Consider the following 19,745-nt stretch of genomic DNA (forward strand, 5'->3'; position numbering starts at 1 on the left):
CTATGGCTCTAGAAAAATATTGAAACTATTCCTGATGGTGTTACGTATATGAATTAAGAGGAAAAGGAGGGTTTCACAGATGTGGGGTTTTTTAGGCCTTGTCGGTTTATTGGCTGTACCGCTCTTGTACGGGTTCTTACGCGATGCTTTCGGATGGAACAGGAACAAATTTTACGGAGATGAAATGAATAAACAAAAACGTAATTCTGTTGAAAAGCGTTACGATCAAGCAGAAATTCGTAAGGAGAAAGTTCATCAGCACTCTAGAAATCAAGGAAACCATGGAGGATTCGGAGGCTTTCATTGATGAAATTTAAACTTTCCTTAAAAGTCAGCTGTAATGCTGGCTTTTTTCATAGGGTGAGTTATTCTTTTGAATGTAAGAACGGTATAGGTGCCGTATTGGAAAGGGTGAAAAAAATGAATGAAAGAGTCGTTCTTGGAGCGGGTCCCTATGACAACAATCCAGGGTGGATCCATACACAGGAATACGAACTGGACCTCTTAAATGAACGAACCTGGCAGGACAAATTTGAGCCAGCGTCTCTTTCTGCTCTCCTCGCAGAACATGTATGGGAGCACTTGACCAAAGATGAGGGGTATCAGGCAGCAGCTATTTGCTGGAAGTACTTGAAGCCGGGAGGATATTTGCGCTGTGCGGTTCCTGATGGATATTTTCCGGATGAATTCTACCAGGCGAATGTGCAAGTGGGTGGACCTGGTCCTTTGGATCATCCTGCGGCATCTCATCGAGTTGTTTATCAATATCAATCACTCACGAAAGTATTTGAAAAAGCTGGTTTTCGGGTAAATCTTTTAGAATATCATGATGAGCAGGGGCGTTTTCATGAACACGAGTGGAAGGGAGCGGACGGTGTTATTTACCGTTCGAAGCAATATGATCCTAGGAATCAACATGGACGATTGGCTGCTCCTTCGTTAATTTTAGATGCAATCAAAGAATAGGTGTACATAAAGGAGGAAGATGGTGTTCCTGTGAATCACGTTTATAGGTTGATAAAGGTTTCCCTGATATTCAGAAGTCCGGATCCCACGTCCTGTGGTTTCCGGACTTCTTCTTGTAGTTGAGGGCACGTTTCCATAACATTCAGAAGTTGAAGGGAGAGGAGCCTCTAGAAAGGTGCTCGATCTCTGGCAGAAGAGTGACGGTACATATCCTCGAAAGTTCCTCTATTCGCGATACGGCTGTTTCCTATATTTCTGCGTCGGTCGAAAAAAATCGTGACAAAGATTAACAGTCCTGGAATAGCAAAAATCAACCACAACATTGATATCCTCCTTCAACTGTATGACGTACTAATCCTATGGTTTCTACACTTTTTCGACAGGTTATTGTTTTGTCCTGCCTGGTTTAGGAGATTATTGGTTATTTTTTCAAAATATTACGTTTAGATGACAGAGAAAACCGAAACACAAATACTGAAAGCATTTTTACCTTAAGGAGGGTCCAAGGATGAACAAGAAGCTATTGGTACCTGTACTCGCTTTAGGGATGACGTTTGGGGCCGGGGCTGCCAGTGTTTCTGCGGAAACTTACCAAGTCACTTTTGAAAAAGGAGACACACTCTGGAGCCTTGCCGAACAATATGAAGATGTGACCGTTGATGATTTATTCAGGTGGAATCCAGGAATTGATGCAGACATTATTCAACCTGGATCTCAAATTACCGTGAAAACAGACGAAGTGGTTGATGAGGAGGAATACCCGAATGAAGAATTTCATACCGTTACCCCAGGAAGTACGCTGTACAGCATTGCCAATCTTCATGAAGGGCTGACGCTCTCAGAGTTGTTCGAATTAAATCCCGGTATTGATCCATGGAATTTGCAGCCAGGTCAGGAAGTTCGGGTTTCCCCGGCTGAAGAAGGGAATGCCCACTACCACACAATCGCTCCTTACGATACGTTGTACGGAATAGCTGGTATTCATGAAGGAATTACCGTGCAGGACCTTTACGAATTGAATCCTGGAATTGATGCGAGAAATCTCCAAATCGGTACAACCATTCGTGTGAAATAATGAAGGAAGCCCGGGACTTTTCGTGATTCCGGGCTTTTCTCATGTCAGGACTAATCTTCCAGCCACTTATAGATGATACGGGCGATGACTTCCTGCTGAGTTTTTGCTGGGATTTCAGCAGATTGATCCCCTTTTTGTGGCCCATACATACCGAACTGCGCATGATTCCCTCCCTCAATTTCATAAAGAATCGTTTCCGGCGAAAGCAACGGCTTCGTTTCCTTGATTTTTTCTTCTGTCGTTAACCCATCATTCTCCGCATAAATCGACAGGATTGGGGTTTTCGTATCTTTGAAGCTGCTTCCCTCAGTCGGATAGGAAGCAAGAAGGATCAACCCCTCTGTTTCATCAGGGTTCTCTTTTATAAAAGAAGCAGCTGCAACACCACCGAGAGAATGGCCTCCTACATACCATGATTCAACTTCAGGGTAGCGGTCGATCATTTCCTCTGCTTTGTTCGTGTTCAATATGGGTAAGTTCAAGGTTACATCAGGAATCCCTGTGATATAGCCGTTGTCCGCCAATTGTTGAGCCAGATAGCTGTAGGCCTCTGGTTCCACTTTTGCTCCAGGATATAAGATGATCCCTGCCTTAGCTTTGTCTTTAGGTTCATGGATAACCCATCCGTCTTTTTCCCGGCTCGCTTCCACCAGTGATATCATTTCTTCTGAAGGTTCATAGGTTTGTTGAGTCCAGATGAAAAAGGAGAGAAATCCAATCATAATCAGAGCAAGGAGGCCAAGCAATGAATATTTGAGCCACTTTTTCATGTTCACGACTTCCTTTCTATTCCATACAAATCTTTTTTATCATTTCTTCACATGAGGGTTGTTCAATGTAATATCTGAATAAATCTGTGCCATTTCCTCAGGGGTTTCCACGGCTCCATGACGAATCCACTTTTCGAGCATATGCCAAATGCCTGCGGAATTGAAGGCCGTATAGTATTGGAGAAATGTTTCATCGAAACCCTCCATTAAATCTGCTTTGTATCTTTCGTTCAAGGATGGCAGATAATCGTCCAACTGTTTGAGCAGAATGATAAATAAATCGTTTTTTTGAATCAGGTTCAGGAATTCAATATGCTCCTGCCAAAATTCAAAATACAGCTTAGCCATGCCGTATGGAGTTAAGGCATCCATCGCTTCGAACTCTTTTTCAACCTCTTTCATCAAGCCAGTGATGTATTCCTGGAGCACTTCCTCCTTGGTCTGGAAGTTACGGTAAAAGGTCTTCCTTACAAGTTCTGCCGTCTCTGTGATTTCCTTTACTGAGATCTTGTGATAAGGCTTTTCTTCCATAAGTCTGAGTAAAGCTTCAATAATCCATTTTCTCGACCTCAACGAGATCGGGTTCATCCTTTTATCATTCATCCTGTCTGTTCTCCTCTCTATTCAGTGCTTTAAGAAGTGTCATACTTTCCTTCATCTGTATCACTTGTTCAGAAACCATTGACCATAAGATGATATTCTCATTATAATTTGCTTACATAAGTGACACAAGTGTGTATCTATATACATGTGTCACTTTGGAGTGGGATGGGAGGATATGAAATGAAGAACAAGAAAAAAGGTGTGGTGTTGATTACAGGGGCATCTTCCGGGATGGGAATGGAAACGGCAAAACTGCTGCTGGAAGAAGGCTACATCGTCTATGGAGCGGCGAGGCGTTTGGACAAAATGAAAGAGATCGAGTCGAAAGGAGCGCACATTCTCGCTATGGATGTCACTGACGAAAAGTCCATGATCGAAGGGGTGGACCGGATTATTCAGGAACAGGGAAGAATCGATGTCCTATTCAACAATGCTGGATATGGATCTTATGGAGCTGTGGAAGATGTGAGCATTGAGGAAGCAAAGCATCAATTCGACGTCAACTTATTTGGGTTGAGTCGATTGACTCAACTCGTTTTACCTCATATGAGAAAACAGCAGTCCGGCAGAATCATCAACAACTCGTCCATGGGAGGAAGAATTTTTACACCGATGGGCGCCTGGTATCATGCATCCAAGCATGCGTTGGAAGGCTATTCGGATTGTCTCCGGTTGGAAGTGGCTCCGTTCGGGATTGATGTGGTCGTTATCCAGCCTGGCAGTATTGAGAGTGAATGGACAGGGATTATGCTTGAGAACCTGCAGAAAACTTCTGGAACATCTGCCTACCAGGATATGACCCGTTCATTCATGAGTATGACGAAAAAGATGACAGGAGCTTCTTCCTCACCAGTAGTGATTGCACAAACCGTTAAAAAAGCGATGGAAGCGCAAAAACCGAAAACACGCTATGCGGCCGGTAAATATGCTAAAGCCTATATGTTCCTTAGGAAAGTGGTGGCTGATCGGATGTTTGATTCCATTTTCCATTCCATGATGAAAAGGCAGAATGGATAGAAATGGAACTTTAAAAATGAATGAGAAAGACGATGAAAAGGGTGGGACATAAGCGTGTCATCCTTTTTCTTGTCTAAAAAGAAGGGGTTCTTATTACGAAAGCGAAGGTAGAATGGACAGAAGTTTTTTTAATAAATGGTGGAATAATGACATTTTGTAAGTGGATGCTAAGGAAAATGGCGTGAAGGAGGCGGGAGAATGAAAGACAACCCTTTTCATTACGATGGACGTTCCCTTGTGAACCATGAGGGAACAACTGACGAAGCTTTTGTCATGACAGATGAAGCACGCATGAACATAGCGGGAAATCCTTATCTGCATGAGGTTACTGAAGAACAGGATTAATGGAGAAGATAAGAATTCACCTTGAACAAGGTGAATTCTTTTTTTATAAGTAAAAATGGTCGTTTTTATACAAACTATACTATCTTGAATGGAAAGGGAGGATCCTATGGCAAAGGTTTTATACATTACCGCACACCCCCATGATGAAACGGCTTCTTACAGTATGAGAGTGGGCAAGGCATTCATCGACACCTACAAAGTAGCGAACAAAGGTGACGAAATCATTCATATTGACCTGTATAGAGAAGATATCCCGCAAATTGATGCGGACATTTTCAGTGGCTGGGGAAAATTACAGTCCGGAGACCATCTTTCTGATGAAGAAAAAAGGAAGGTCGAGCGTCTAGGGGAGTTGAGTGACCAGTTCATTTCCGCAGACAAATACGTTTTTGTCACACCGATGTGGAACTTCTCTTTTCCTCCTGTCATGAAGGCATATATCGATGCCGTGGCCGTAGCGGGCAAAGCATTTAAATATACAGAACAGGGCCCGGTCGGTTTATTGACAGATAAAAAAGCATTCCATATTCAGGCGTGTGGAGGGATTTATTCGGAGGGACCTGCAGCGGGCATGGAAATGGGCCATCGGTACTTGAACATTCTTATGCAATTTTTCGGTGTCCCATCCTTCGATGGCCTTTTTGTCGAAGGACATGCGGCGAATCCGGATCAGGCGGATGAAATCAGGGAACATGCGATAGCAAGAGCGAAAGATGCGGCCCGGACATTCTAAGGTTTAGATTCAGTCCAATTGTGCCCACACGAAAACACTTTTTGGACAAGTGTTGTTGTGTGGGCGTTTTTTATGTTCTGTATCAAATATGGTAGGGTGTATATAAAGAGATTGGTTAAAGGTGGAAAAGAGACATCTTGCAGTAGAATCTTGTTTGTTTACAATTCCGTATCGAAAGGATTCAACATGAGTTATTTGATCCGTTTATTTTTTTACATACTTTTACTATCATCTGCTTCTACATTGCTTTTCTTTTTAGTTACATCCATATGGGAGGCGGAAAATCCAGGAGTTCTTTTCCTCTTATCGGTTATTTGTGTACAGCTTCTGTACAGTCATCTAGATGGAACGGGAAAGAGATACGGGAGTGGTCGGAGTTAAAAGTGAAAGAAGGGAGAGGACGAGTTGCGTGGTTTCATTGGATTATTCATCGTATTCCTTCTTTACAGTATTCCTTTGCAGGTGTCTGCTACCAGTTATGAAGAACTTCCTCCTCAGGAGGTTATCGACCGGGCAGAAGTGATCGTCGTTGGTGGCTACGATTTTAAACATCGGACTGAAACGAGCGAATTTGTTTATGATGGTTACTCTTTTGACGTAGATACTGTAATCAAAGGGGAAATTGGACAAGAGATCACAGCCGGGATCGATCGCTTTGATGTCAGCTGGGCGGATGATTTTCAGAAGGAAGGTGGGAGGTTCATGCTTCTGCTGGAAAATATCCCTGAAGCGGACTTTCTCACACCTGTGGTTGCTGGAAACGGAATGGTTCAATTGATGGGGAACACAGTGAGAGGAGACAATGGGGACAAAGTTTTTTATAGGGAATTTCTGAATGAAAACCTGCGCGAGACAAAACAATCGCCTGGATCGGGAGACTCTAAATCCTTGACAAGCGTCCTTTTCCTCGTAGGTGCTTTCAATTTAGGTGGGGTGCTTTTATTAGACAGGAGAAACCACCCGGCAGGTTATCCATGAAAAAATATTCAGAAAAAACGTTGACATCTTCTTCCTTTCCGCGTAACATAATCCTAACTTTAATACCTACGGCAATGACAGAAATCCAGTAGTGAAAAGATCCCTGTCTTCAGAGAGTCGACGGTTGTTGCGAGTCGATACACATCTCTTCATGAATTACCTTCTGGAGCTTCTTTTACGAAAACTTACGTGAGTAGTGGAAGACGGTAAATCCGTTATCTTTTTAAGGGGAAGATGAGGCATTCATTTTCAACTTGGGTGGTAACGCGTGTAGAAGACACGTCCCATGAGGGGGCGTGTCTTTTTTGTATTCTAAAAAATGGAGGGCTGTAAGATGATGGAACAACTGAATGATGTGCAAAAAAGAGAGCTGGAAAAACAGTGGGAGGTCCTGTCTTATGGCGTATCCTCCATTATTCCGGAAGGTGAGTTCAAAGAGAAGATTGCAAAGTCGATTAAAAATAAGCAGCCCTTGAAAGTGAAGTTGGGGCTCGATCCGACAGCGCCGGATGTTCACCTCGGTCATACGGTCGTATTGAATAAGCTGAAACAGTTCCAGGAATTCGGTCACACGGTTCAGCTGATCATCGGAGATTTTACCGGGATGATTGGAGATCCGACGGGCAAGTCTATCGCCCGTACGGCTTTGACGGATGAAGAGGTGAAGCATAACGCGAGGACTTACTTCGAGCAGTTCGGCAAAGTGATCGATATGGAAAAAGTGGAACTCCACTACAACTCGAAGTGGCTCTCTCAAATAGGGTTCGCAGAAGTTTTGAAACTCGCGAGTACGGTGACGGTTGCGAGGATGCTCGAGCGTAATGACTTTCATAATCGATATAAAGAAAACAAGCCGATCCACCTTCACGAGTTTTTCTACCCCGTCATGCAAGGATATGATTCATTGGCTTTGGATTCAGACATCGAACTTGGGGGGACCGACCAGGAATTCAACGTGTTGTTCGGCCGGCAGGTGCAGGAGCATTTCGGCCGGGAAAAACAAGTCGTCCTGCTCATGCCTTTGATTGAGGGGCTCGACGGAGTAGAGAAAATGTCAAAGTCGAAAGGCAACTACATCGGTGTGAACGAACGTGCGGAGGATATTTTCGGAAAAACGATGTCGATTCCTGATGCGTTGATTACGAAGTATTTTGAGCTCGTGTCTCCGTTATCCATGAAAGAAGTCCAGGAAGTGAAACGGACCCTTGATGAAGGGACGCTTCACCCTCGCGATGCCAAAATGAAGCTTGCTGCCTCTTTGGTTGACATGCTTTATGGAAAAGAAGCGGCCCACCAAAGCCAACAACAGTTCATCAACGTTTTTCAGAAAAAAGCGATGCCGGATGTGATTCCCGAAGTGATGTGGGAAGGAGAAGAGGAAATACTCATTGTCGATCTCCTAAAGGAACTCGGACTACTACCTTCGAAAAGTGAGGGGAGAAGGATGATAAAAAATGGAGGTGTCCGGATCGACCAGGAAAAAGTGATGGATGCCCTTCAGACAGTCCAGGTGACAGACGGGTTGGTGGTTCAAGTAGGGAAGAGGAAGTTTGTGAAGCTGAGAAGATCTTCAAAGGAAAAGGGGATATGAAGGGATGGAACGTCAGCAATTTTTAAATAAAGCAACCGAACATATGAAAGAGACATATAAATGTCATACCGTAATCTTGTACGGTTCCTATCAGACTGGTGATTCTACGGAAGAAAGTGACGTCGATCTGATCGGTTTCTCCGATGAGCTGGAAACGCAGAATAAAGTGGAAACGTTCAGCGGCAAGCTTTTAGATGTATGGATCCACGGGACGGATGATATGAAAAAGCCGGCCGACTTTTTGAAAGTCCATCGAGCCGAAGTGCTTGTCGATGACCATGGTTTGGCACAGCCGTGGATGACAGAGATCGATTCCATTTTTAGCAAGGGACCGGCGTCTTTGCAGCCGAAGGAGAAGCAGTTTCTGAAAGATTGGCTGATCAAGATGAAGATACGCTCGAGAAAAGGGGATATGGAAGGTCGCTACCGCTTTCACTGGCTTGTGAAGGAAAGTCTTGAAATCTATTTCGAGATGATCGGACGCTGGTATCTCGGGCCGAAAAAGTCACTAAACTGGTTACGTGAACACGATATGGAAGGGTATCGGATTTACGATAAGCTGCTGGAAGGGCCGGGAGATCGCAGACGATTGGATGCGTGGATCGATCATTTGCAGAAGCTGTAGTCTATCGTCGGGATATCGGCTGAAATGAACATATATCAACTGAACTCACAAGATATCAATTAAAATCAAAATATATCAATTGAATCAAACATATATCAACGAAATCATCTATAGATCGCAGTCAGTAAAAAGAGGGCGGGGTTTTATGACGCAAATTCAAGTATGGTTGGATGATGGCCGGATCGAGAAAGCAAGAGTGGAAGCTTAGCACCGCTTAAAGTGGGAGGAGAACAACGCAGATTTACATTATTGGTACGCGGTGTCCCATGATGCACAGGGAATGGAGCGGGAAGCCATTCCCTTTTATGAAAAAGCTGTCTGCAAAGGCATCCAAGGCGACCTTAGAGCTCAGGCTTATATCCAGTTGGGAAGCAGTCTGCGGTGTATCGGAAAGTACCACGAAGCAAGGGAAGTGCTGGAAAAGGAAAGTCGATCCGCGCTTGGTCTGCAAGCGGTCCGATGACAGCTATACCGGCACATAATACTCCTATGGACCATAAAGGAAAACGCGAATAAGGTCATTTCTTCAGGTGAGGGAAACGGTTGGAGACAAAGCCGGCTCCTATATACAAAGGAATGACCAGCAGGAAAGGAATGACCTGAATCAAATCAAAAAGGAGTCCACCATGCGCTTCATGCATGGTGGACTCCTTTTTTTCAGTACGTTTTAAAAGGAACAGGCCGGCAGCGATCATAACCACAGCAGATAGATTCCAGACAAGGTCGTATGGGATAACATTTTCCACATAGCGGTTTTGGTGCAGGCCTATCAGTTAAAATAAACAAACGTATATGGCATTAAATAGGAAGTTTGAATACGAACTGCCGATTTCCCAGAAGTCGTCAGCCAATATGTGGTCAAGCCTTTCTGTGGATTCGCGAATGCTCAATAGAAGGTGTTGGTTTTCCAGGTTCTCCAGTTCTTCCTTTAATGACATAAGGATTCTCCTTTGTGTTAAAATTTTATATGGGAATATTATACTATTGAAAAGGCTGAAGAAACGATGATTTTGTGAAGGGAGGGAAAAGACGGTGAAAGATAGGATCATCCAGCAGGAAAATCCTTTATTGGTTTACTTGTTTTTCTCCATATTATCTTGGGTCTTCCTAAAGAAAGCAGCTTACCTGGAAATGAAGAGAATGGATTGGAAGGAACGATATGAGCGTTATATAGATCATAAATATGGACTGTAAAGGAGGAAAAGAAATGAGATCAGAAAAGGAAATGATGGATTTGATAATGTCTGTCGCGGAAAAGGATCAGCGAATTCGTGGCGTTTACATGAACGGTTCCCGGACAAATCCTACATTAGAAGAAGATCTGTTTCAGGATTATGACATCGTTTACGTCGTGACGGAAACCTCCTCTTTCCTGAAAGATGAGCAATGGGTGGAGGTCTTTGGTGAGAGACTGATGATGCAGGAGCCGGATAAAAATGATCAGGGTACGGATGGGGATTTTGCTGATTTCTACGGCTATTTGATGCTTTTTACGGATGGGAACCGTATTGATTTACATATAGAAACCATCACGCATATGCAGGCATACTACGGGAAGGACAAGCTGACCGTGCCATTGCTCGACAAGGACGATATTCTGCCAGTGATTCCGGATGCGACAGACGAGGATTATCACGTACGGAAGCCGACGGAGGAGGAGTATCACGCCTGCTGCAATAATTTCTGGTGGTGTCAGCAGAACGTCGCCAAAAGTCTGTGGCGTGATGAAATGCCTTATGCACAGTTCATGCTGGAGTGTATCATCCGCAGGGACTTGGATCAGATGGTTTCCTGGTGGATTGGCATAGAGACTGGATTTCAAGTCTCGCCAGGAAAAGCCGGGAACTATTATAAGAAGCTTTTGCCGGAAGATAAGTGGGAAATGTACACATCGACTTATGCAGACGGGGATTCAGAACATATTTGGGAAGCGCTGTTTGCTGCCGGGGAATTATTCCGTACACTTGCTAATGATGTAGCGGATGAGTTTGCTTACACATATAGACGGGATGAGGATGAAAACATGACGCGTTACTTGGAGCAAGTGAGAAAATTACCTTCATCGGCTGAGCGCATTTTTTAAAAGCTTGTTTGGAAGGAAGAAAAGCTCTCGGTATATCTATCTGCAAAGACCTTCTTAGAGATTATAGAATAAACAGGGGGGATGGAGTATGAAGTACAAGAGTTTTCCATTGTTCTTAATCCTAGCTTTCCTTTTGACAGGGTGTCTTGGGCAGAAAACTTTGCACTTTGAAGAAGAAAGCGAAGATTGGAAGGTAGAATACATAGCGGATGTAAAGTCCGAAGACAGTGAATCGACAGGTCTTCACATTACCTATGCAGGTGAAGGGGAAGCTCCGGAACATATCAATTACACCCTGGCTAGTCCTGCAGGTGGTAAAGAAGGAGAGTACGTTTTGTTGAATGATGGAAGGGTCCAGCAGATGGGCAATTTCTGTTCCGGGTGTGCGGTGACGAAGGAAGATCACGACATCCAGGTTACTATCGAGTGGGGAGAAAAGGAAGAGACACTGCATTTGGAGTACATAGAATAATGATAGAAATAAAAGGGTAAGTGGGGAAGTGGAGAATGCAGGAAGTTTCGTTATAGGGGAGATGATCGCACAAATTCTTTATCGGCGTGATGTTAGGGATCGCTGCGATCTTCCTTTCGATAAAAGGAAGAAAGAGTCAGCTGGACAGAGTGGAAGAAAAAGTGGATCGCATTCTTGAACGAAAAAAAGAATGACTTCCACCACAGTGGAGAGAGGGCCTTTGCAGGAACCCTTCTCTCCTTTTATTTAATAATCATCACGCCAAGAATAATGAGAATGATAAAGAGGAACTTTCTTCGGCTTGCTTTTTCATTGAAAAGTAGAATCCCAAAGATCGTGGTGGCCATGATGGAGACCCCGCTCCAAATGGCATAAGCAATGCCGACTTCGATTGTCTGGACACTCAGCGTGAGAAAATACAGGCAGGCTCCAATGAAAACGAAGGCTGTTATGCTGGGGATGATCCGCTTGAAACCGGAGGATAATTTCACAGAAATGTTGCCGATGGTCGCAAATACTAGAGAAAGTATCAAATAACCCATGGTTATACACTCCTTTCTTTACCTGGTACTGTCAATCCCACCATTCCTGCCAGGATCAACGTCAGTCCGAGAAGTTTGGACATCGTCACCGATTCCCCCAGCAAACCAACACCTAATAATGTGACAAGCAGCGTCCCACCGCCCGACCATAAGGCGTTGATCATCCCGATTTCATGATTTTTAGTAATAAATATATAGAAGGAAACGGCAAGAGCATAGCAGAAAATAACGACAAGGCTGGCTGTGAAATTCGTAAAGCCTTCCGAATATTTCATCGCCGTCGCCCCGGCAGCTTCAAACAAAATGGAAATTCCTAATAAAAGATAGGTTTTCATCATTCCGTCCTCCTTTTTTCTTTAATCTATTCTCAGAATAAAAGAAAAAAGATGAAGTAGGAACGATCGAATTTTCATACCATCATAACCTGAGGTTATAATGGAGATACCCTACAAAGATTGAAAGGAGGAAAGTGTGTGCTGCAGAAATTAAACGCCTTTATCGAAGTCGCCAAACAACAGAGTTTTACGAAAGCAGCGGAAGCTTTGTATATTTCTCAACCGGCACTGAGTAAGCAGATGAGAAGGTTGGAGGACGAACTGGGTTTTTCGCTATTTAACAGAGCTTCCTATGGTGTGGAGCTGACGGAGAAAGGAAAAGGAATGGTGGAGGAGCTGACTCCGCTATTCGGGCGTATTCATCAGACGGTGAAACAATATCAATCCCACGAAGATAAAATCCGTTTTGGTTCCACGCCTGTCCTTACCTCGTATTATCTGCCCAAGTATTACGAAAAGCTGGCAAGAGGAAATCTTCATGTGACTAAAATCAAAGATGATAGTGAAGAACTTCTTCCCCTGTTAGAAGAAGGTGACATTGATGCGGCCATTATACAGGATACATCTTCTTATAAAACACTGCGGTCTGCCTATCTGTTCACCGATCATTTTATAGCTGCGATTCCTGTTTCTTCTCCATTAGCAGAAAAACAGGAAGTCACGCTCGAGGAATGTTTGGAGGAATCGCAAATCATCCCGACAAAAGGCCCTCTATCTGAGAAGGTGCGGGCCGTTATGCGCGAGCATGATTTCACAGGTGAAGTAATAGAATCCCAGTATCACGCTATGGCGGGGTTGGTGGCGCTTGGAATGGGAATCGCTTATCTTCCGGAGATGATGGTCCAGCAAGTCGAATACCGCGGCGTCGTGTTTTTACCGATTCAAGACAATCCCTTTAAAAGGGAGATGTATCTTTACGCACGGTCGGAAGAGAATCTTGATTACTTGAACGGTCTATTTACAGATATCCAATAAAAAAACAGCACCTCTATGAGGCGCTGTTTTTTTATGTACGTGTCAAACGTGGAGATTTTCGATTTTACGAATCACTTCGTCCAGGGAAGAAAAGTCATCAATGACATGATCGGCTTCAGCGAGCTCTTGTTCTTGAGCAAAATCAAAACGACAGCCTATGGAAGACATGTCATTTTTCTTAGCTGCATGAATATCGGAGAGACGGTCTCCGACTACTGCTCCTTGTTTGATGTTGTACTTTTCCTGAATGGTACTCACTAAATCGGCTTTGTCGAGGGAGTCGATCTGCTCAATACTGAACGTTTCGGTCACCCAGCGGTCCAGACGATAATAGTTGACGATGGCATGCAAATAATCGGTCAGTCCATTGCTGGCTATGTAAAGGGAGTATCCTTCTTTATGCAACGCTTCCAGGGTTTCTTCGACCTGTGGGTAGAGCGCGCCTTTTCCTTTTTGAATGTTGAGGATGAGCTTTTCCAGAAAGTACACGTTCGTCTGTTCTCTTATTTCCTCCGAGTGGTGGGGGAGCAGGGTTTTCCAAACAGTTGGGAGAGGTACACCCATGATTTCTTTATACTTCTGAAGTGGTGTTTCTCCGCTCCATTCACCAGAATCTCTCAAGTGATCAAACGTTTCTTCCAGTGAAACTTCAAGAATCTTTTCTGTCTGGAACAAGGTTCCATCCATATCAAAAATGATCGCATGTGGCATATGTAAGAGCTCCTTTTCCTAGATTGTGAGTTTCATCATATCAGTTTTATGATCAAACATGTCCCATCTCCATAAAAAAGTTCTTGCAAACGATTACAAGGATGTGGTACTTTATCTGTAACCGGTTACACACAGAGGTGAACGTATGGTAACAATTAAAGATGTTGCACGTGAAGCAGGCGTTTCAGTGGCTACCGTTTCACGTGTGTTAAACGATAATGGCTATGTTGGAGCAGATACGAGAAAGAAAGTGATGGAAGCCATTGCTGAATTGAACTACAGTCCGAACGAAGTGGCGCGTTCTCTTTATAAAAGGGAGTCCCGTCTGATCGGTCTGCTTTTACCTGATATTACGAACCCGTTCTTTCCACAGCTGGCAAGAGGTGTGGAAGATGAACTGAGCCAGGCTGGATATCGGCTTCTGCTTGGGAATAGTGATGAAAATATTCAAAAGGAACTGGAATATATACAAACGTTCGTCCAGAATAATGTGGTCGGAATCATTACGGCAACCAATCATGTCGATTATCAAATTTATGAGGCTCTCGATCTGCCACTCGTCCTCCTGGACCGGGCATCGGAAAACTATCCAGCGGTTTACGCGGATGGAAGAGAGGGTGGTCGCCTGGCAGCGAAAACCCTTATTGAAAAAGGGGCAGAAAGGATTACGCTCGTGAAAGGACCGGCGAATATCAAGCCCGCCCAGGATCGCTTCCAAGGAGCGATTGAAGAGCTGAGTCAGGCGGATGTTGATTTTTCTGTACTGTCCACGACCTCCTATTCTTTTGAAGAGGCACAGGGTTGGGCAGAAGAACTGTTTGATAAGTTTTCAGATACAGATGGAATTATTGCGAGTAACGACATTGTCGGGATTGCGATCGTTCATGAAGCCCTGGAGCGTGGAAAGCGCATTCCGGAAGATGTACAAATCATCGGCTATGACGATATTCCGCAAAGCCGTTTGTCCTATCCGACTCTTTCCACGATCCGTCAGCCCGCCTATGAAATGGGAAGGGAAGCGGCAAAGCTGTTGATACGGACGATAAAGAAAGAACCAGGCGTTGAACAGACCATTCAAATGCCTGTGGAATTAGTAGAACGAAAGACGACACGAAAGGAATGAAACGTATGAGAAAACCTAAAATAGCTGTGATCGGCAGCTCGTCCATGGATTTAGTTGTGACATCCAAACGGCGGCCGGGCGCGGGCGAAACGGTTCTTGGTGAAACTTTTGAAACGGTACCTGGAGGCAAAGGGGCGAACCAGGCTGTTGCCGCCGCCCGTCTCGGAGCAGACGTGTATATGATCGGCAGAGTGGGAGAGGACGCCTACGGGGAAGCGATCTTAAATAATTTCAAATCGAATGGCGTTCAGACGGATTATGTGGAACCGGTTACATATGAAAGGAGTGGAACGGCTCACATTATTTTAGCGGAAGGAGACAACAGCATCGTTGTCGTCAAAGGAGCCAACGATCACGTCACTCCTGCCTATGTGAAAGAAAAGAGAGACTTTATTGAAACGTGTGACCTTGTGATGATCCAGCAGGAAGTCCCAGAAGAAACCGTGATTGAAACAGCCCAACTGTGCCAGGAGCTTGGCGTGCCCTTGCTATTGAACCCGGCACCAGCCAGGGAAATCCCTGATACGGTGGTGGAACAAGTAAGTTACCTTACGCCGAATGAACATGAAGCTGCCCTCCTTTTTCATGGAGAAGAACCAGCCACAGCATTAAAGAAACATCCGAATAAGGTGTTCATTACGGAAGGAGCAGCAGGCGTCCGCTATTTTGATGGAAAAGAAGAGGTGCTCGTTCCGTCTTTCCCTGTGAAACCCATAGACACCACGGGTGCAGGGGATACATTCAATGCAGCCTTCGGAACAGCAATAGCCGAAGGGATGGACTTGAAAGAAAGTCTGCGCTTCGCGAATCGAGCGGCTTCCCTATCCGTTACAGGGTTTGGAGCCCAAGGCGGCATGCCTGGGCGGGAAGAAGTAGAAAGGGGACTCACGGAATGAAAAGACACGGCATTTTGAACAGTCATCTATCCAAAGTTTTTGCAGATCTCGGGCACACCGATACCATCGTTGTTGCTGATGCGGGGCTTCCCGTGCCGGACGGAGTGAAAAAGATCGACCTCTCTTTAAAACAGGGGGTCCCTTCTTTTCTTGACGTCGTGGAGGTATTGAAAGAAGAAATGGTTGTCGAACGTGTCACCGTTGCAGAGGAAATGGAGCAGAACCCCTCTGTTCTTAAAGGGATGAACGAATGGTTTGGCGAAATGGATTCTCTCACTCATGAAGCACTCAAAGATCAGTTGAAACAGGCCAAAGCGGTGGTGCGGACAGGGGAGATCACCCCCTATGCAAATTGTATCCTTCACGCTGGAGTAACTTTTTAAAGAGGTGAGCAATCATGGAAATCCGTATGAACGAGATTCATAAAGCTTTCGGTAAGAATAAAGTCCTTGAAGGCGTTGATATTCACATAAAAGACGGAGAAGTTCATGCCCTGATGGGCGAAAACGGTGCAGGTAAATCTACGCTCATGAATATCCTGACAGGGCTTCATAAGAAGGACAAAGGTACAATCGAAATCGATGGCAAGGAAAAAACGTTTGCCAACCCAAAGGAAGCGGAAGAATTCGGCATTGCTTTCATCCACCAGGAGTTGAATGTGTGGCCGGATATGACGGTGCTTGAAAATTTATTCATCAATAAGGAACCGGTTACACATTTTGGTCTCATTCAAACGAATAAAATGAAAGCGATTGCGAACGAACAGTTTGATAAGCTGTCTATTTCGATCCCACTCCAAAAAGAAGCGGGCCAGTGTTCGGTCGGTGAACAGCAGATGATCGAGATTGCTAAAGCGCTCATGACAGATGCAAAAGTGATCATCATGGACGAGCCGACAGCCGCTTTGACAGACAGGGAAATAGAGAAACTTTTTGAAGTCATTCGCTCCTTGAAAAAATCCGGCGTATCCATCGTTTACATCTCTCACCGGATGGAGGAGATCTTTACAATCTGCGATACGATTACGGTCATGCGTGATGGGCAGACGGTGGATACCACACCAATCCCTGAAACGAATTTTGATGATGTTGTCCGGAAGATGGTCGGTCGTGAACTGACCGATCGTTTTCCTGCGAGAGAAGCAAAGCCTGGAGAAGCTGTGTTGGAAGTGAAAAATCTTACGAGGAAAGGCCTCTTTGAGGATGTAAGCTTTCGTGCCCGTTCAGGTGAAATCGTCGGTGTGGCGGGATTAATGGGTGCGGGGCGTACGGAAATTATGCGCACCATTTTCGGTTTGGATGGCAAGTATCAGGGTGACATTTTCATCAATGGAGAAAAGGTTACGGTGAAAAGCCCGAGTCAGGCAGTCAAGCTCGGCCTCGGTTTCATTACCGAAGACCGAAAAGAAGAGGGACTCGTTCTTGATTTCCCGATTCAGGACAACATTGCGCTTCCGAGTTTGTACAGTTTCACAGACAAAGGCCTCATTGGAGAAAAACGCGAACGCGAATTTGTCGATATGCTGATCAAAAGGCTGACGATAAAAACCGAATCTGCCAAAACAGAAGCAAAGAACTTATCCGGTGGAAACCAGCAAAAGGTTGTCATTGCCAAATGGATCGGGATCGGTCCGAAAGTTCTTATCTTGGATGAGCCCACTCGGGGTGTCGATGTTGGTGCGAAACGGGAGATTTATCAATTGATGAATGAACTGACAGACAGAGGAGTAGCCATCATCATGGTTTCTTCTGAGCTGCCGGAAGTATTGGGAATGAGTGATCGTGTGCTCGTCGTCCATGAAGGGACCATTGCTGGGGAACTTTCCAAAGACGAAGCCGATCAGGAAAAAATTATGACACTGGCAACAGGAGGTACAGTCAATGATTAATGCAATCAAAAAAACGAATCATGTCGGAAACGTGATGCAGAAGTTAGGGCCATTCGTTGGTTTACTTGTATTGATGGCGACAGTTTCTATTATTAACCCTAGTTTTCTTGAACCCTTGAACTTATTGAATCTATTAAGACAAGTCGCGATCAATGCTCTGATTGCCTATGGAATGACATTCGTCATCTTAACCGGGGGCATCGATTTATCCGTCGGATCGATTCTCGCCTTATCCAGTGCCTTGATGGCCGGAATGATGGTCTCAGGGGTGGATCCGATTTTAGCGATATTGATTGGATGTTTGCTTGGAGCACTCATGGGCGCGGTTAACGGTCTTCTTATTACCAAAGGGAAAATGGCTCCGTTCATCGCGACACTTGCAACGATGACGATGTTCCGCGGACTGACACTTGTTTATACGGATGGAAACCCGATTACAGGGCTTGGCGACAGCTATGCTTTCCAACTGTTTGGAAGAGGATATTTCCTTGGGATTCCGGTTCCAGCGATTACGATGCTGCTTGCTTTTGCTGTCCTATGGGTGATTTTGCATAAAACCCCATTCGGCCGTAAAACGTATGCCATTGGAGGAAACGAGAAGGCTGCCCTTATCTCAGGTATCAAAGTCTCTCGGATCAAAGTGATGGTCTATTCTCTTGCTGGTCTGCTTTCAGCGCTTGCCGGGGCTATCCTTACATCACGATTGAACTCGGCGCAGCCGACAGCGGGTACATCGTACGAACTAGATGCGATCGCTGCTGTTGTTCTTGGCGGGACAAGCCTTTCCGGCGGACGTGGTTTGATTATCGGCACATTGATTGGTGCCCTGATTATCGGGACATTGAACAACGGTTTGAACCTTCTCGGCGTGTCGTCCTTTTTCCAAATGGTGGTCAAAGGTGTCGTCATCATCATCGCCGTACTCATCGATCGAAAGAAAGCAGCATAGGAGGGGTAACATGAAAAAGCTAGTCGTATTACTGATGAGTTCATCCCTGGTATTCCTTGGTGCCTGCTCGCTGCAGCCACCGGAATGGGCGAAACCTAAAGGGGATAAAAATCCGGATGATATTAAAATCGGCCTGTCTGTATCTACGTTGAATAACCCATTCTTCGTTTCTATGAAAGAAGGGGTAGAAAATGAGGCCGCGGCTCAAGGGATGGATGTCGTAGTTGTAGATGCGCAAAATGATGCAGCTAAACAAATCAATGACGTGGAGGATTTGATCCAGCAAGGCGTCGATGTATTGCTGATCAACCCTACCGATTCTTCGGCTATTTCGACGGCCGTTCAGTCATCCAACAGCTTAGGCATTCCAGTCGTGACGCTTGACCGTTCGGCAGAAAAAGGGGAAGTCGCGACATTGGTCAGCTCAGATAACGAAAAAGGCGGCGAAATGGCAGGGGAGTATTTGGTTGAGCAGCTTGGTGAAGGTGCCAAAGTAGCTGAACTTGAAGGTGTCCCCGGCGCATCCGCGACACGTGAACGCGGCGCTGGTTTCCACAACATTGCCGATGAAAAACTGGATGTTGTAGCCAAACAAACGGCGAACTTTGACCGGACGGAAGGTTTGAATACGATGGAAAACATCATCCAGGGAAATCCGGACATTGAAGCTGTTTTCGCTCACAATGATGAAATGGCGCTCGGAGCCTATCAGGCCATACAAAGTTCAGGTCGGGATGTTCTGGTCGTCGGATTTGACGGGAACGATGATGCGATCACTAGTATTCAAAATGGAAACCTTTCGGCTACTGTTGCTCAGCAGCCAGAGGAAATTGGCAAGCTTGCCGTTCAGGCAGGGGCCGATGTGCTGCAAGGCGAGGAAGTTGAAGATACGATTCCGGTACCTTTGAAGCTCGTCACGCAGGAGTCGGATTTGGAAACAGAAGAATAAAGATAAGAAGAGAGACTCGTAATGAGTCTCTTTTTTTATACTCCGAAAGTTGTAGGAATTCTTCCATCCATGGCATGTGCTCTCTTTTCCATTTTCCAGCTAAGCTGAAGATAGAACAA

28 protein-coding genes, 1 pseudogene and 1 other annotated feature are annotated in these 19,745 nt (G+C 45.0%); of the genes and pseudogenes, 20 read left to right on the plus strand and 9 right to left on the minus strand.

Going from position 1 to position 19,745, the window contains the following annotated elements:
• Window positions 1-79 precede the first annotated feature (79 nt).
• Together J0K78_RS07300 and J0K78_RS07305 are read left to right on the plus strand one after the other, a co-directional pair.
• Window positions 80-307 (plus strand): hypothetical protein, encoded by a 228-nt coding sequence (locus tag J0K78_RS07300; protein WP_206946068.1) that lies wholly within the window; start codon window positions 80-82, stop codon window positions 305-307.
• A gap of 113 nt (window positions 308-420) precedes the next feature.
• Window positions 421-966, plus strand: coding sequence for a class I SAM-dependent methyltransferase (locus tag J0K78_RS07305; RefSeq protein WP_206946291.1), 546 nt, complete (start codon window positions 421-423; stop codon window positions 964-966).
• Between the two features lie 167 nt (window positions 967-1,133).
• On the opposite strand, the gene J0K78_RS07310 is transcribed toward J0K78_RS07305, so the two are convergent.
• The gene (locus J0K78_RS07310; RefSeq protein WP_206946069.1) at window positions 1,134-1,289 is read right to left on the minus strand and encodes a hypothetical protein; all 156 of its coding nucleotides are present in this window, start codon (window positions 1,287-1,289) and stop codon (window positions 1,134-1,136) included.
• A 185-nt stretch (window positions 1,290-1,474) separates the two neighbouring features.
• Here J0K78_RS07310 and J0K78_RS07315 point away from each other — a divergent pair, with 185 nt between their 5' ends.
• On the plus strand, window positions 1,475-2,041 hold the full coding sequence (locus tag J0K78_RS07315; RefSeq protein WP_206946070.1) for a LysM peptidoglycan-binding domain-containing protein: 567 nt from the start codon (window positions 1,475-1,477) through the stop codon (window positions 2,039-2,041).
• Between the two features lie 50 nt (window positions 2,042-2,091).
• Here J0K78_RS07315 and J0K78_RS07320 read toward each other — a convergent pair whose 3' ends face one another.
• Both J0K78_RS07320 and J0K78_RS07325 read right to left on the minus strand, forming a co-directional pair.
• Window positions 2,092-2,811: an alpha/beta hydrolase gene (locus tag J0K78_RS07320; RefSeq protein WP_206946071.1), complete on the minus strand. Its 720-nt coding sequence runs from the start codon at window positions 2,809-2,811 to the stop codon at window positions 2,092-2,094.
• Window positions 2,812-2,850: 39 nt separating this feature from the next.
• Complete coding sequence (locus tag J0K78_RS07325) at window positions 2,851-3,414, minus strand: TetR/AcrR family transcriptional regulator (RefSeq protein ID WP_206946072.1); 564 nt, start codon at window positions 3,412-3,414, stop codon at window positions 2,851-2,853.
• A gap of 180 nt (window positions 3,415-3,594) precedes the next feature.
• Between J0K78_RS07325 and J0K78_RS07330 the strand changes: the two genes are divergently transcribed.
• The 7 genes from J0K78_RS07330 to J0K78_RS07360 all read left to right on the plus strand — a co-directional run bounded on the left by J0K78_RS07330 (window position 3,595) and on the right by J0K78_RS07360 (window position 9,166).
• On the plus strand, window positions 3,595-4,431 hold the full coding sequence (locus tag J0K78_RS07330) for an oxidoreductase (protein WP_206946073.1): 837 nt from the start codon (window positions 3,595-3,597) through the stop codon (window positions 4,429-4,431).
• Between the two features lie 198 nt (window positions 4,432-4,629).
• Window positions 4,630-4,776 (plus strand): hypothetical protein, encoded by a 147-nt coding sequence (locus J0K78_RS07335; RefSeq protein ID WP_206946074.1) that lies wholly within the window; start codon window positions 4,630-4,632, stop codon window positions 4,774-4,776.
• Between the two features lie 106 nt (window positions 4,777-4,882).
• A complete protein-coding gene (locus J0K78_RS07340; protein WP_206946075.1) occupies window positions 4,883-5,509 on the plus strand; it encodes an FMN-dependent NADH-azoreductase in 627 nt (208 codons plus the stop codon).
• A gap of 405 nt (window positions 5,510-5,914) precedes the next feature.
• The gene (locus J0K78_RS07345) at window positions 5,915-6,487 is read left to right on the plus strand and encodes a hypothetical protein (RefSeq protein ID WP_206946076.1); all 573 of its coding nucleotides are present in this window, start codon (window positions 5,915-5,917) and stop codon (window positions 6,485-6,487) included.
• Between the two features lie 65 nt (window positions 6,488-6,552).
• Window positions 6,553-6,777, plus strand: a binding site (T-box leader).
• Window positions 6,778-6,821: 44 nt separating this feature from the next.
• Complete coding sequence (gene tyrS / locus J0K78_RS07350; protein ID WP_370551089.1) at window positions 6,822-8,078, plus strand: tyrosine--tRNA ligase; 1,257 nt, start codon at window positions 6,822-6,824, stop codon at window positions 8,076-8,078.
• Between the two features lie 4 nt (window positions 8,079-8,082).
• A complete protein-coding gene (locus tag J0K78_RS07355) occupies window positions 8,083-8,703 on the plus strand; it encodes a nucleotidyltransferase domain-containing protein (protein ID WP_242517761.1) in 621 nt (206 codons plus the stop codon).
• A 259-nt stretch (window positions 8,704-8,962) separates the two neighbouring features.
• Entirely contained in the window at window positions 8,963-9,166 is a 204-nt protein-coding gene (locus tag J0K78_RS07360) for a tetratricopeptide repeat protein (RefSeq protein ID WP_370551090.1), read from the plus strand.
• A 55-nt stretch (window positions 9,167-9,221) separates the two neighbouring features.
• Here the strand turns inward: J0K78_RS07360 and J0K78_RS20155 are convergent, their stop codons facing one another.
• From J0K78_RS20155 to J0K78_RS07370, 3 genes and pseudogenes are all read right to left on the minus strand, one after another.
• Complete coding sequence (locus tag J0K78_RS20155; protein ID WP_255534784.1) at window positions 9,222-9,344, minus strand: hypothetical protein; 123 nt, start codon at window positions 9,342-9,344, stop codon at window positions 9,222-9,224.
• A 33-nt stretch (window positions 9,345-9,377) separates the two neighbouring features.
• Window positions 9,378-9,476, minus strand: a pseudogene (locus J0K78_RS20210) (DUF2243 domain-containing protein); the annotation flags it as partial.
• Window positions 9,477-9,641 (minus strand): hypothetical protein, encoded by a 165-nt coding sequence (locus J0K78_RS07370; protein ID WP_206946078.1) that lies wholly within the window; start codon window positions 9,639-9,641, stop codon window positions 9,477-9,479.
• Window positions 9,642-9,735: 94 nt separating this feature from the next.
• Here J0K78_RS07370 and J0K78_RS07375 point away from each other — a divergent pair, with 94 nt between their 5' ends.
• The 3 genes from J0K78_RS07375 (at window position 9,736) to J0K78_RS07385 (ending at window position 11,258) form a co-directional block, all read left to right on the plus strand.
• The gene (locus J0K78_RS07375) at window positions 9,736-9,897 is read left to right on the plus strand and encodes a hypothetical protein (RefSeq protein ID WP_206946079.1); all 162 of its coding nucleotides are present in this window, start codon (window positions 9,736-9,738) and stop codon (window positions 9,895-9,897) included.
• 13 nt (window positions 9,898-9,910) lie between these two features.
• Window positions 9,911-10,786: an aminoglycoside 6-adenylyltransferase gene (locus J0K78_RS07380; protein ID WP_206946080.1), complete on the plus strand. Its 876-nt coding sequence runs from the start codon at window positions 9,911-9,913 to the stop codon at window positions 10,784-10,786.
• 88 nt (window positions 10,787-10,874) lie between these two features.
• Window positions 10,875-11,258, plus strand: a complete 384-nt coding sequence (locus J0K78_RS07385) for a hypothetical protein (protein ID WP_206946081.1) — start codon at window positions 10,875-10,877, stop codon at window positions 11,256-11,258.
• 242 nt (window positions 11,259-11,500) lie between these two features.
• Here J0K78_RS07385 and J0K78_RS07390 read toward each other — a convergent pair whose 3' ends face one another.
• Both J0K78_RS07390 and J0K78_RS07395 read right to left on the minus strand, forming a co-directional pair.
• The gene (locus J0K78_RS07390) at window positions 11,501-11,800 is read right to left on the minus strand and encodes a DMT family transporter (protein ID WP_206946082.1); all 300 of its coding nucleotides are present in this window, start codon (window positions 11,798-11,800) and stop codon (window positions 11,501-11,503) included.
• 2 nt (window positions 11,801-11,802) lie between these two features.
• Entirely contained in the window at window positions 11,803-12,135 is a 333-nt protein-coding gene (locus J0K78_RS07395) for a DMT family transporter (RefSeq protein ID WP_242517762.1), read from the minus strand.
• 138 nt (window positions 12,136-12,273) lie between these two features.
• Here J0K78_RS07395 and J0K78_RS07400 point away from each other — a divergent pair, with 138 nt between their 5' ends.
• A complete protein-coding gene (locus J0K78_RS07400; RefSeq protein ID WP_206946084.1) occupies window positions 12,274-13,110 on the plus strand; it encodes a LysR family transcriptional regulator in 837 nt (278 codons plus the stop codon).
• Between the two features lie 42 nt (window positions 13,111-13,152).
• Here the strand turns inward: J0K78_RS07400 and J0K78_RS07405 are convergent, their stop codons facing one another.
• Window positions 13,153-13,821, minus strand: coding sequence for an HAD hydrolase-like protein (locus J0K78_RS07405; RefSeq protein ID WP_206946085.1), 669 nt, complete (start codon window positions 13,819-13,821; stop codon window positions 13,153-13,155).
• A gap of 145 nt (window positions 13,822-13,966) precedes the next feature.
• Here J0K78_RS07405 and J0K78_RS07410 point away from each other — a divergent pair, with 145 nt between their 5' ends.
• Genes J0K78_RS07410 through rbsB form a run of 6 tightly spaced genes read left to right on the plus strand, consistent with a single transcriptional unit; the run spans window position 13,967 to window position 19,626 of the window.
• Window positions 13,967-14,944, plus strand: a complete 978-nt coding sequence (locus J0K78_RS07410) for a LacI family DNA-binding transcriptional regulator (RefSeq protein WP_206946086.1) — start codon at window positions 13,967-13,969, stop codon at window positions 14,942-14,944.
• A gap of 5 nt (window positions 14,945-14,949) precedes the next feature.
• Window positions 14,950-15,840: a ribokinase gene (rbsK, locus tag J0K78_RS07415; protein WP_206946087.1), complete on the plus strand. Its 891-nt coding sequence runs from the start codon at window positions 14,950-14,952 to the stop codon at window positions 15,838-15,840.
• Window positions 15,837-16,223, plus strand: a complete 387-nt coding sequence (gene rbsD, locus J0K78_RS07420; protein WP_206946088.1) for a D-ribose pyranase — start codon at window positions 15,837-15,839, stop codon at window positions 16,221-16,223. The genes rbsK and rbsD overlap by 4 nt, the downstream gene beginning before the upstream one ends.
• Before the next feature lie 14 nt (window positions 16,224-16,237).
• The gene (locus J0K78_RS07425) at window positions 16,238-17,728 is read left to right on the plus strand and encodes a sugar ABC transporter ATP-binding protein (RefSeq protein WP_206946089.1); all 1,491 of its coding nucleotides are present in this window, start codon (window positions 16,238-16,240) and stop codon (window positions 17,726-17,728) included.
• Entirely contained in the window at window positions 17,721-18,677 is a 957-nt protein-coding gene (gene rbsC, locus J0K78_RS07430) for a ribose ABC transporter permease RbsC (RefSeq protein ID WP_160914904.1), read from the plus strand. Before J0K78_RS07425 ends, rbsC begins: the two co-directional genes overlap by 8 nt.
• 10 nt (window positions 18,678-18,687) lie before the next feature.
• Window positions 18,688-19,626, plus strand: coding sequence for a ribose ABC transporter substrate-binding protein RbsB (gene rbsB, locus J0K78_RS07435; protein WP_206946090.1), 939 nt, complete (start codon window positions 18,688-18,690; stop codon window positions 19,624-19,626).
• Window positions 19,627-19,745 lie beyond the last annotated feature (119 nt).

This window comes from Halobacillus sp. GSS1, assembly GCF_017307035.1.
GTDB classification, from domain to species: domain Bacteria; phylum Bacillota; class Bacilli; order Bacillales; family Halobacillaceae; genus Halobacillus; species Halobacillus litoralis.

Excerpts from the sequence above, each read along its gene's own strand:
- J0K78_RS07310 (WP_206946069.1), bottom strand. The coding sequence starts at position 1,289 with ATGTTGTGGTTGATTTTTGCTATTCCAGGACTGTTAATCTTTGTCACG.
- J0K78_RS07320 (WP_206946071.1), bottom strand. The coding sequence starts at position 2,811 with ATGAAAAAGTGGCTCAAATATTCATTGCTTGGCCTCCTTGCTCTGATT.
- J0K78_RS07315 (WP_206946070.1), top strand. The coding sequence starts at position 1,475 with ATGAACAAGAAGCTATTGGTACCTGTACTCGCTTTAGGGATGACGTTT.
- rbsK (WP_206946087.1), top strand. The coding sequence starts at position 14,950 with ATGAGAAAACCTAAAATAGCTGTGATCGGCAGCTCGTCCATGGATTTA.
- J0K78_RS07385 (WP_206946081.1), top strand. The coding sequence starts at position 10,875 with ATGAAGTACAAGAGTTTTCCATTGTTCTTAATCCTAGCTTTCCTTTTG.
- rbsB (WP_206946090.1), top strand. The coding sequence starts at position 18,688 with ATGAAAAAGCTAGTCGTATTACTGATGAGTTCATCCCTGGTATTCCTT.
- J0K78_RS07335 (WP_206946074.1), top strand. The coding sequence starts at position 4,630 with ATGAAAGACAACCCTTTTCATTACGATGGACGTTCCCTTGTGAACCAT.
- J0K78_RS07425 (WP_206946089.1), top strand. The coding sequence starts at position 16,238 with ATGGAAATCCGTATGAACGAGATTCATAAAGCTTTCGGTAAGAATAAA.
- J0K78_RS07330 (WP_206946073.1), top strand. The coding sequence starts at position 3,595 with ATGAAGAACAAGAAAAAAGGTGTGGTGTTGATTACAGGGGCATCTTCC.
- J0K78_RS07355 (WP_242517761.1), top strand. The coding sequence starts at position 8,083 with ATGGAACGTCAGCAATTTTTAAATAAAGCAACCGAACATATGAAAGAG.
- J0K78_RS07390 (WP_206946082.1), bottom strand. The coding sequence starts at position 11,800 with ATGGGTTATTTGATACTTTCTCTAGTATTTGCGACCATCGGCAACATT.
- J0K78_RS20155 (WP_255534784.1), bottom strand. The coding sequence starts at position 9,344 with ATGCATGAAGCGCATGGTGGACTCCTTTTTGATTTGATTCAGGTCATT.
- J0K78_RS07305 (WP_206946291.1), top strand. The coding sequence starts at position 421 with ATGAATGAAAGAGTCGTTCTTGGAGCGGGTCCCTATGACAACAATCCA.
- J0K78_RS07340 (WP_206946075.1), top strand. The coding sequence starts at position 4,883 with ATGGCAAAGGTTTTATACATTACCGCACACCCCCATGATGAAACGGCT.
- rbsD (WP_206946088.1), top strand. The coding sequence starts at position 15,837 with ATGAAAAGACACGGCATTTTGAACAGTCATCTATCCAAAGTTTTTGCA.
- J0K78_RS07380 (WP_206946080.1), top strand. The coding sequence starts at position 9,911 with ATGAGATCAGAAAAGGAAATGATGGATTTGATAATGTCTGTCGCGGAA.
- J0K78_RS07410 (WP_206946086.1), top strand. The coding sequence starts at position 13,967 with ATGGTAACAATTAAAGATGTTGCACGTGAAGCAGGCGTTTCAGTGGCT.
- tyrS (WP_370551089.1), top strand. The coding sequence starts at position 6,822 with ATGATGGAACAACTGAATGATGTGCAAAAAAGAGAGCTGGAAAAACAG.
- J0K78_RS07405 (WP_206946085.1), bottom strand. The coding sequence starts at position 13,821 with ATGCCACATGCGATCATTTTTGATATGGATGGAACCTTGTTCCAGACA.
- rbsC (WP_160914904.1), top strand. The coding sequence starts at position 17,721 with ATGATTAATGCAATCAAAAAAACGAATCATGTCGGAAACGTGATGCAG.
- J0K78_RS07395 (WP_242517762.1), bottom strand. The coding sequence starts at position 12,135 with ATGAAAACCTATCTTTTATTAGGAATTTCCATTTTGTTTGAAGCTGCC.
- J0K78_RS07300 (WP_206946068.1), top strand. The coding sequence starts at position 80 with ATGTGGGGTTTTTTAGGCCTTGTCGGTTTATTGGCTGTACCGCTCTTG.
- J0K78_RS07325 (WP_206946072.1), bottom strand. The coding sequence starts at position 3,414 with ATGAATGATAAAAGGATGAACCCGATCTCGTTGAGGTCGAGAAAATGG.
- J0K78_RS07370 (WP_206946078.1), bottom strand. The coding sequence starts at position 9,641 with ATGTCATTAAAGGAAGAACTGGAGAACCTGGAAAACCAACACCTTCTA.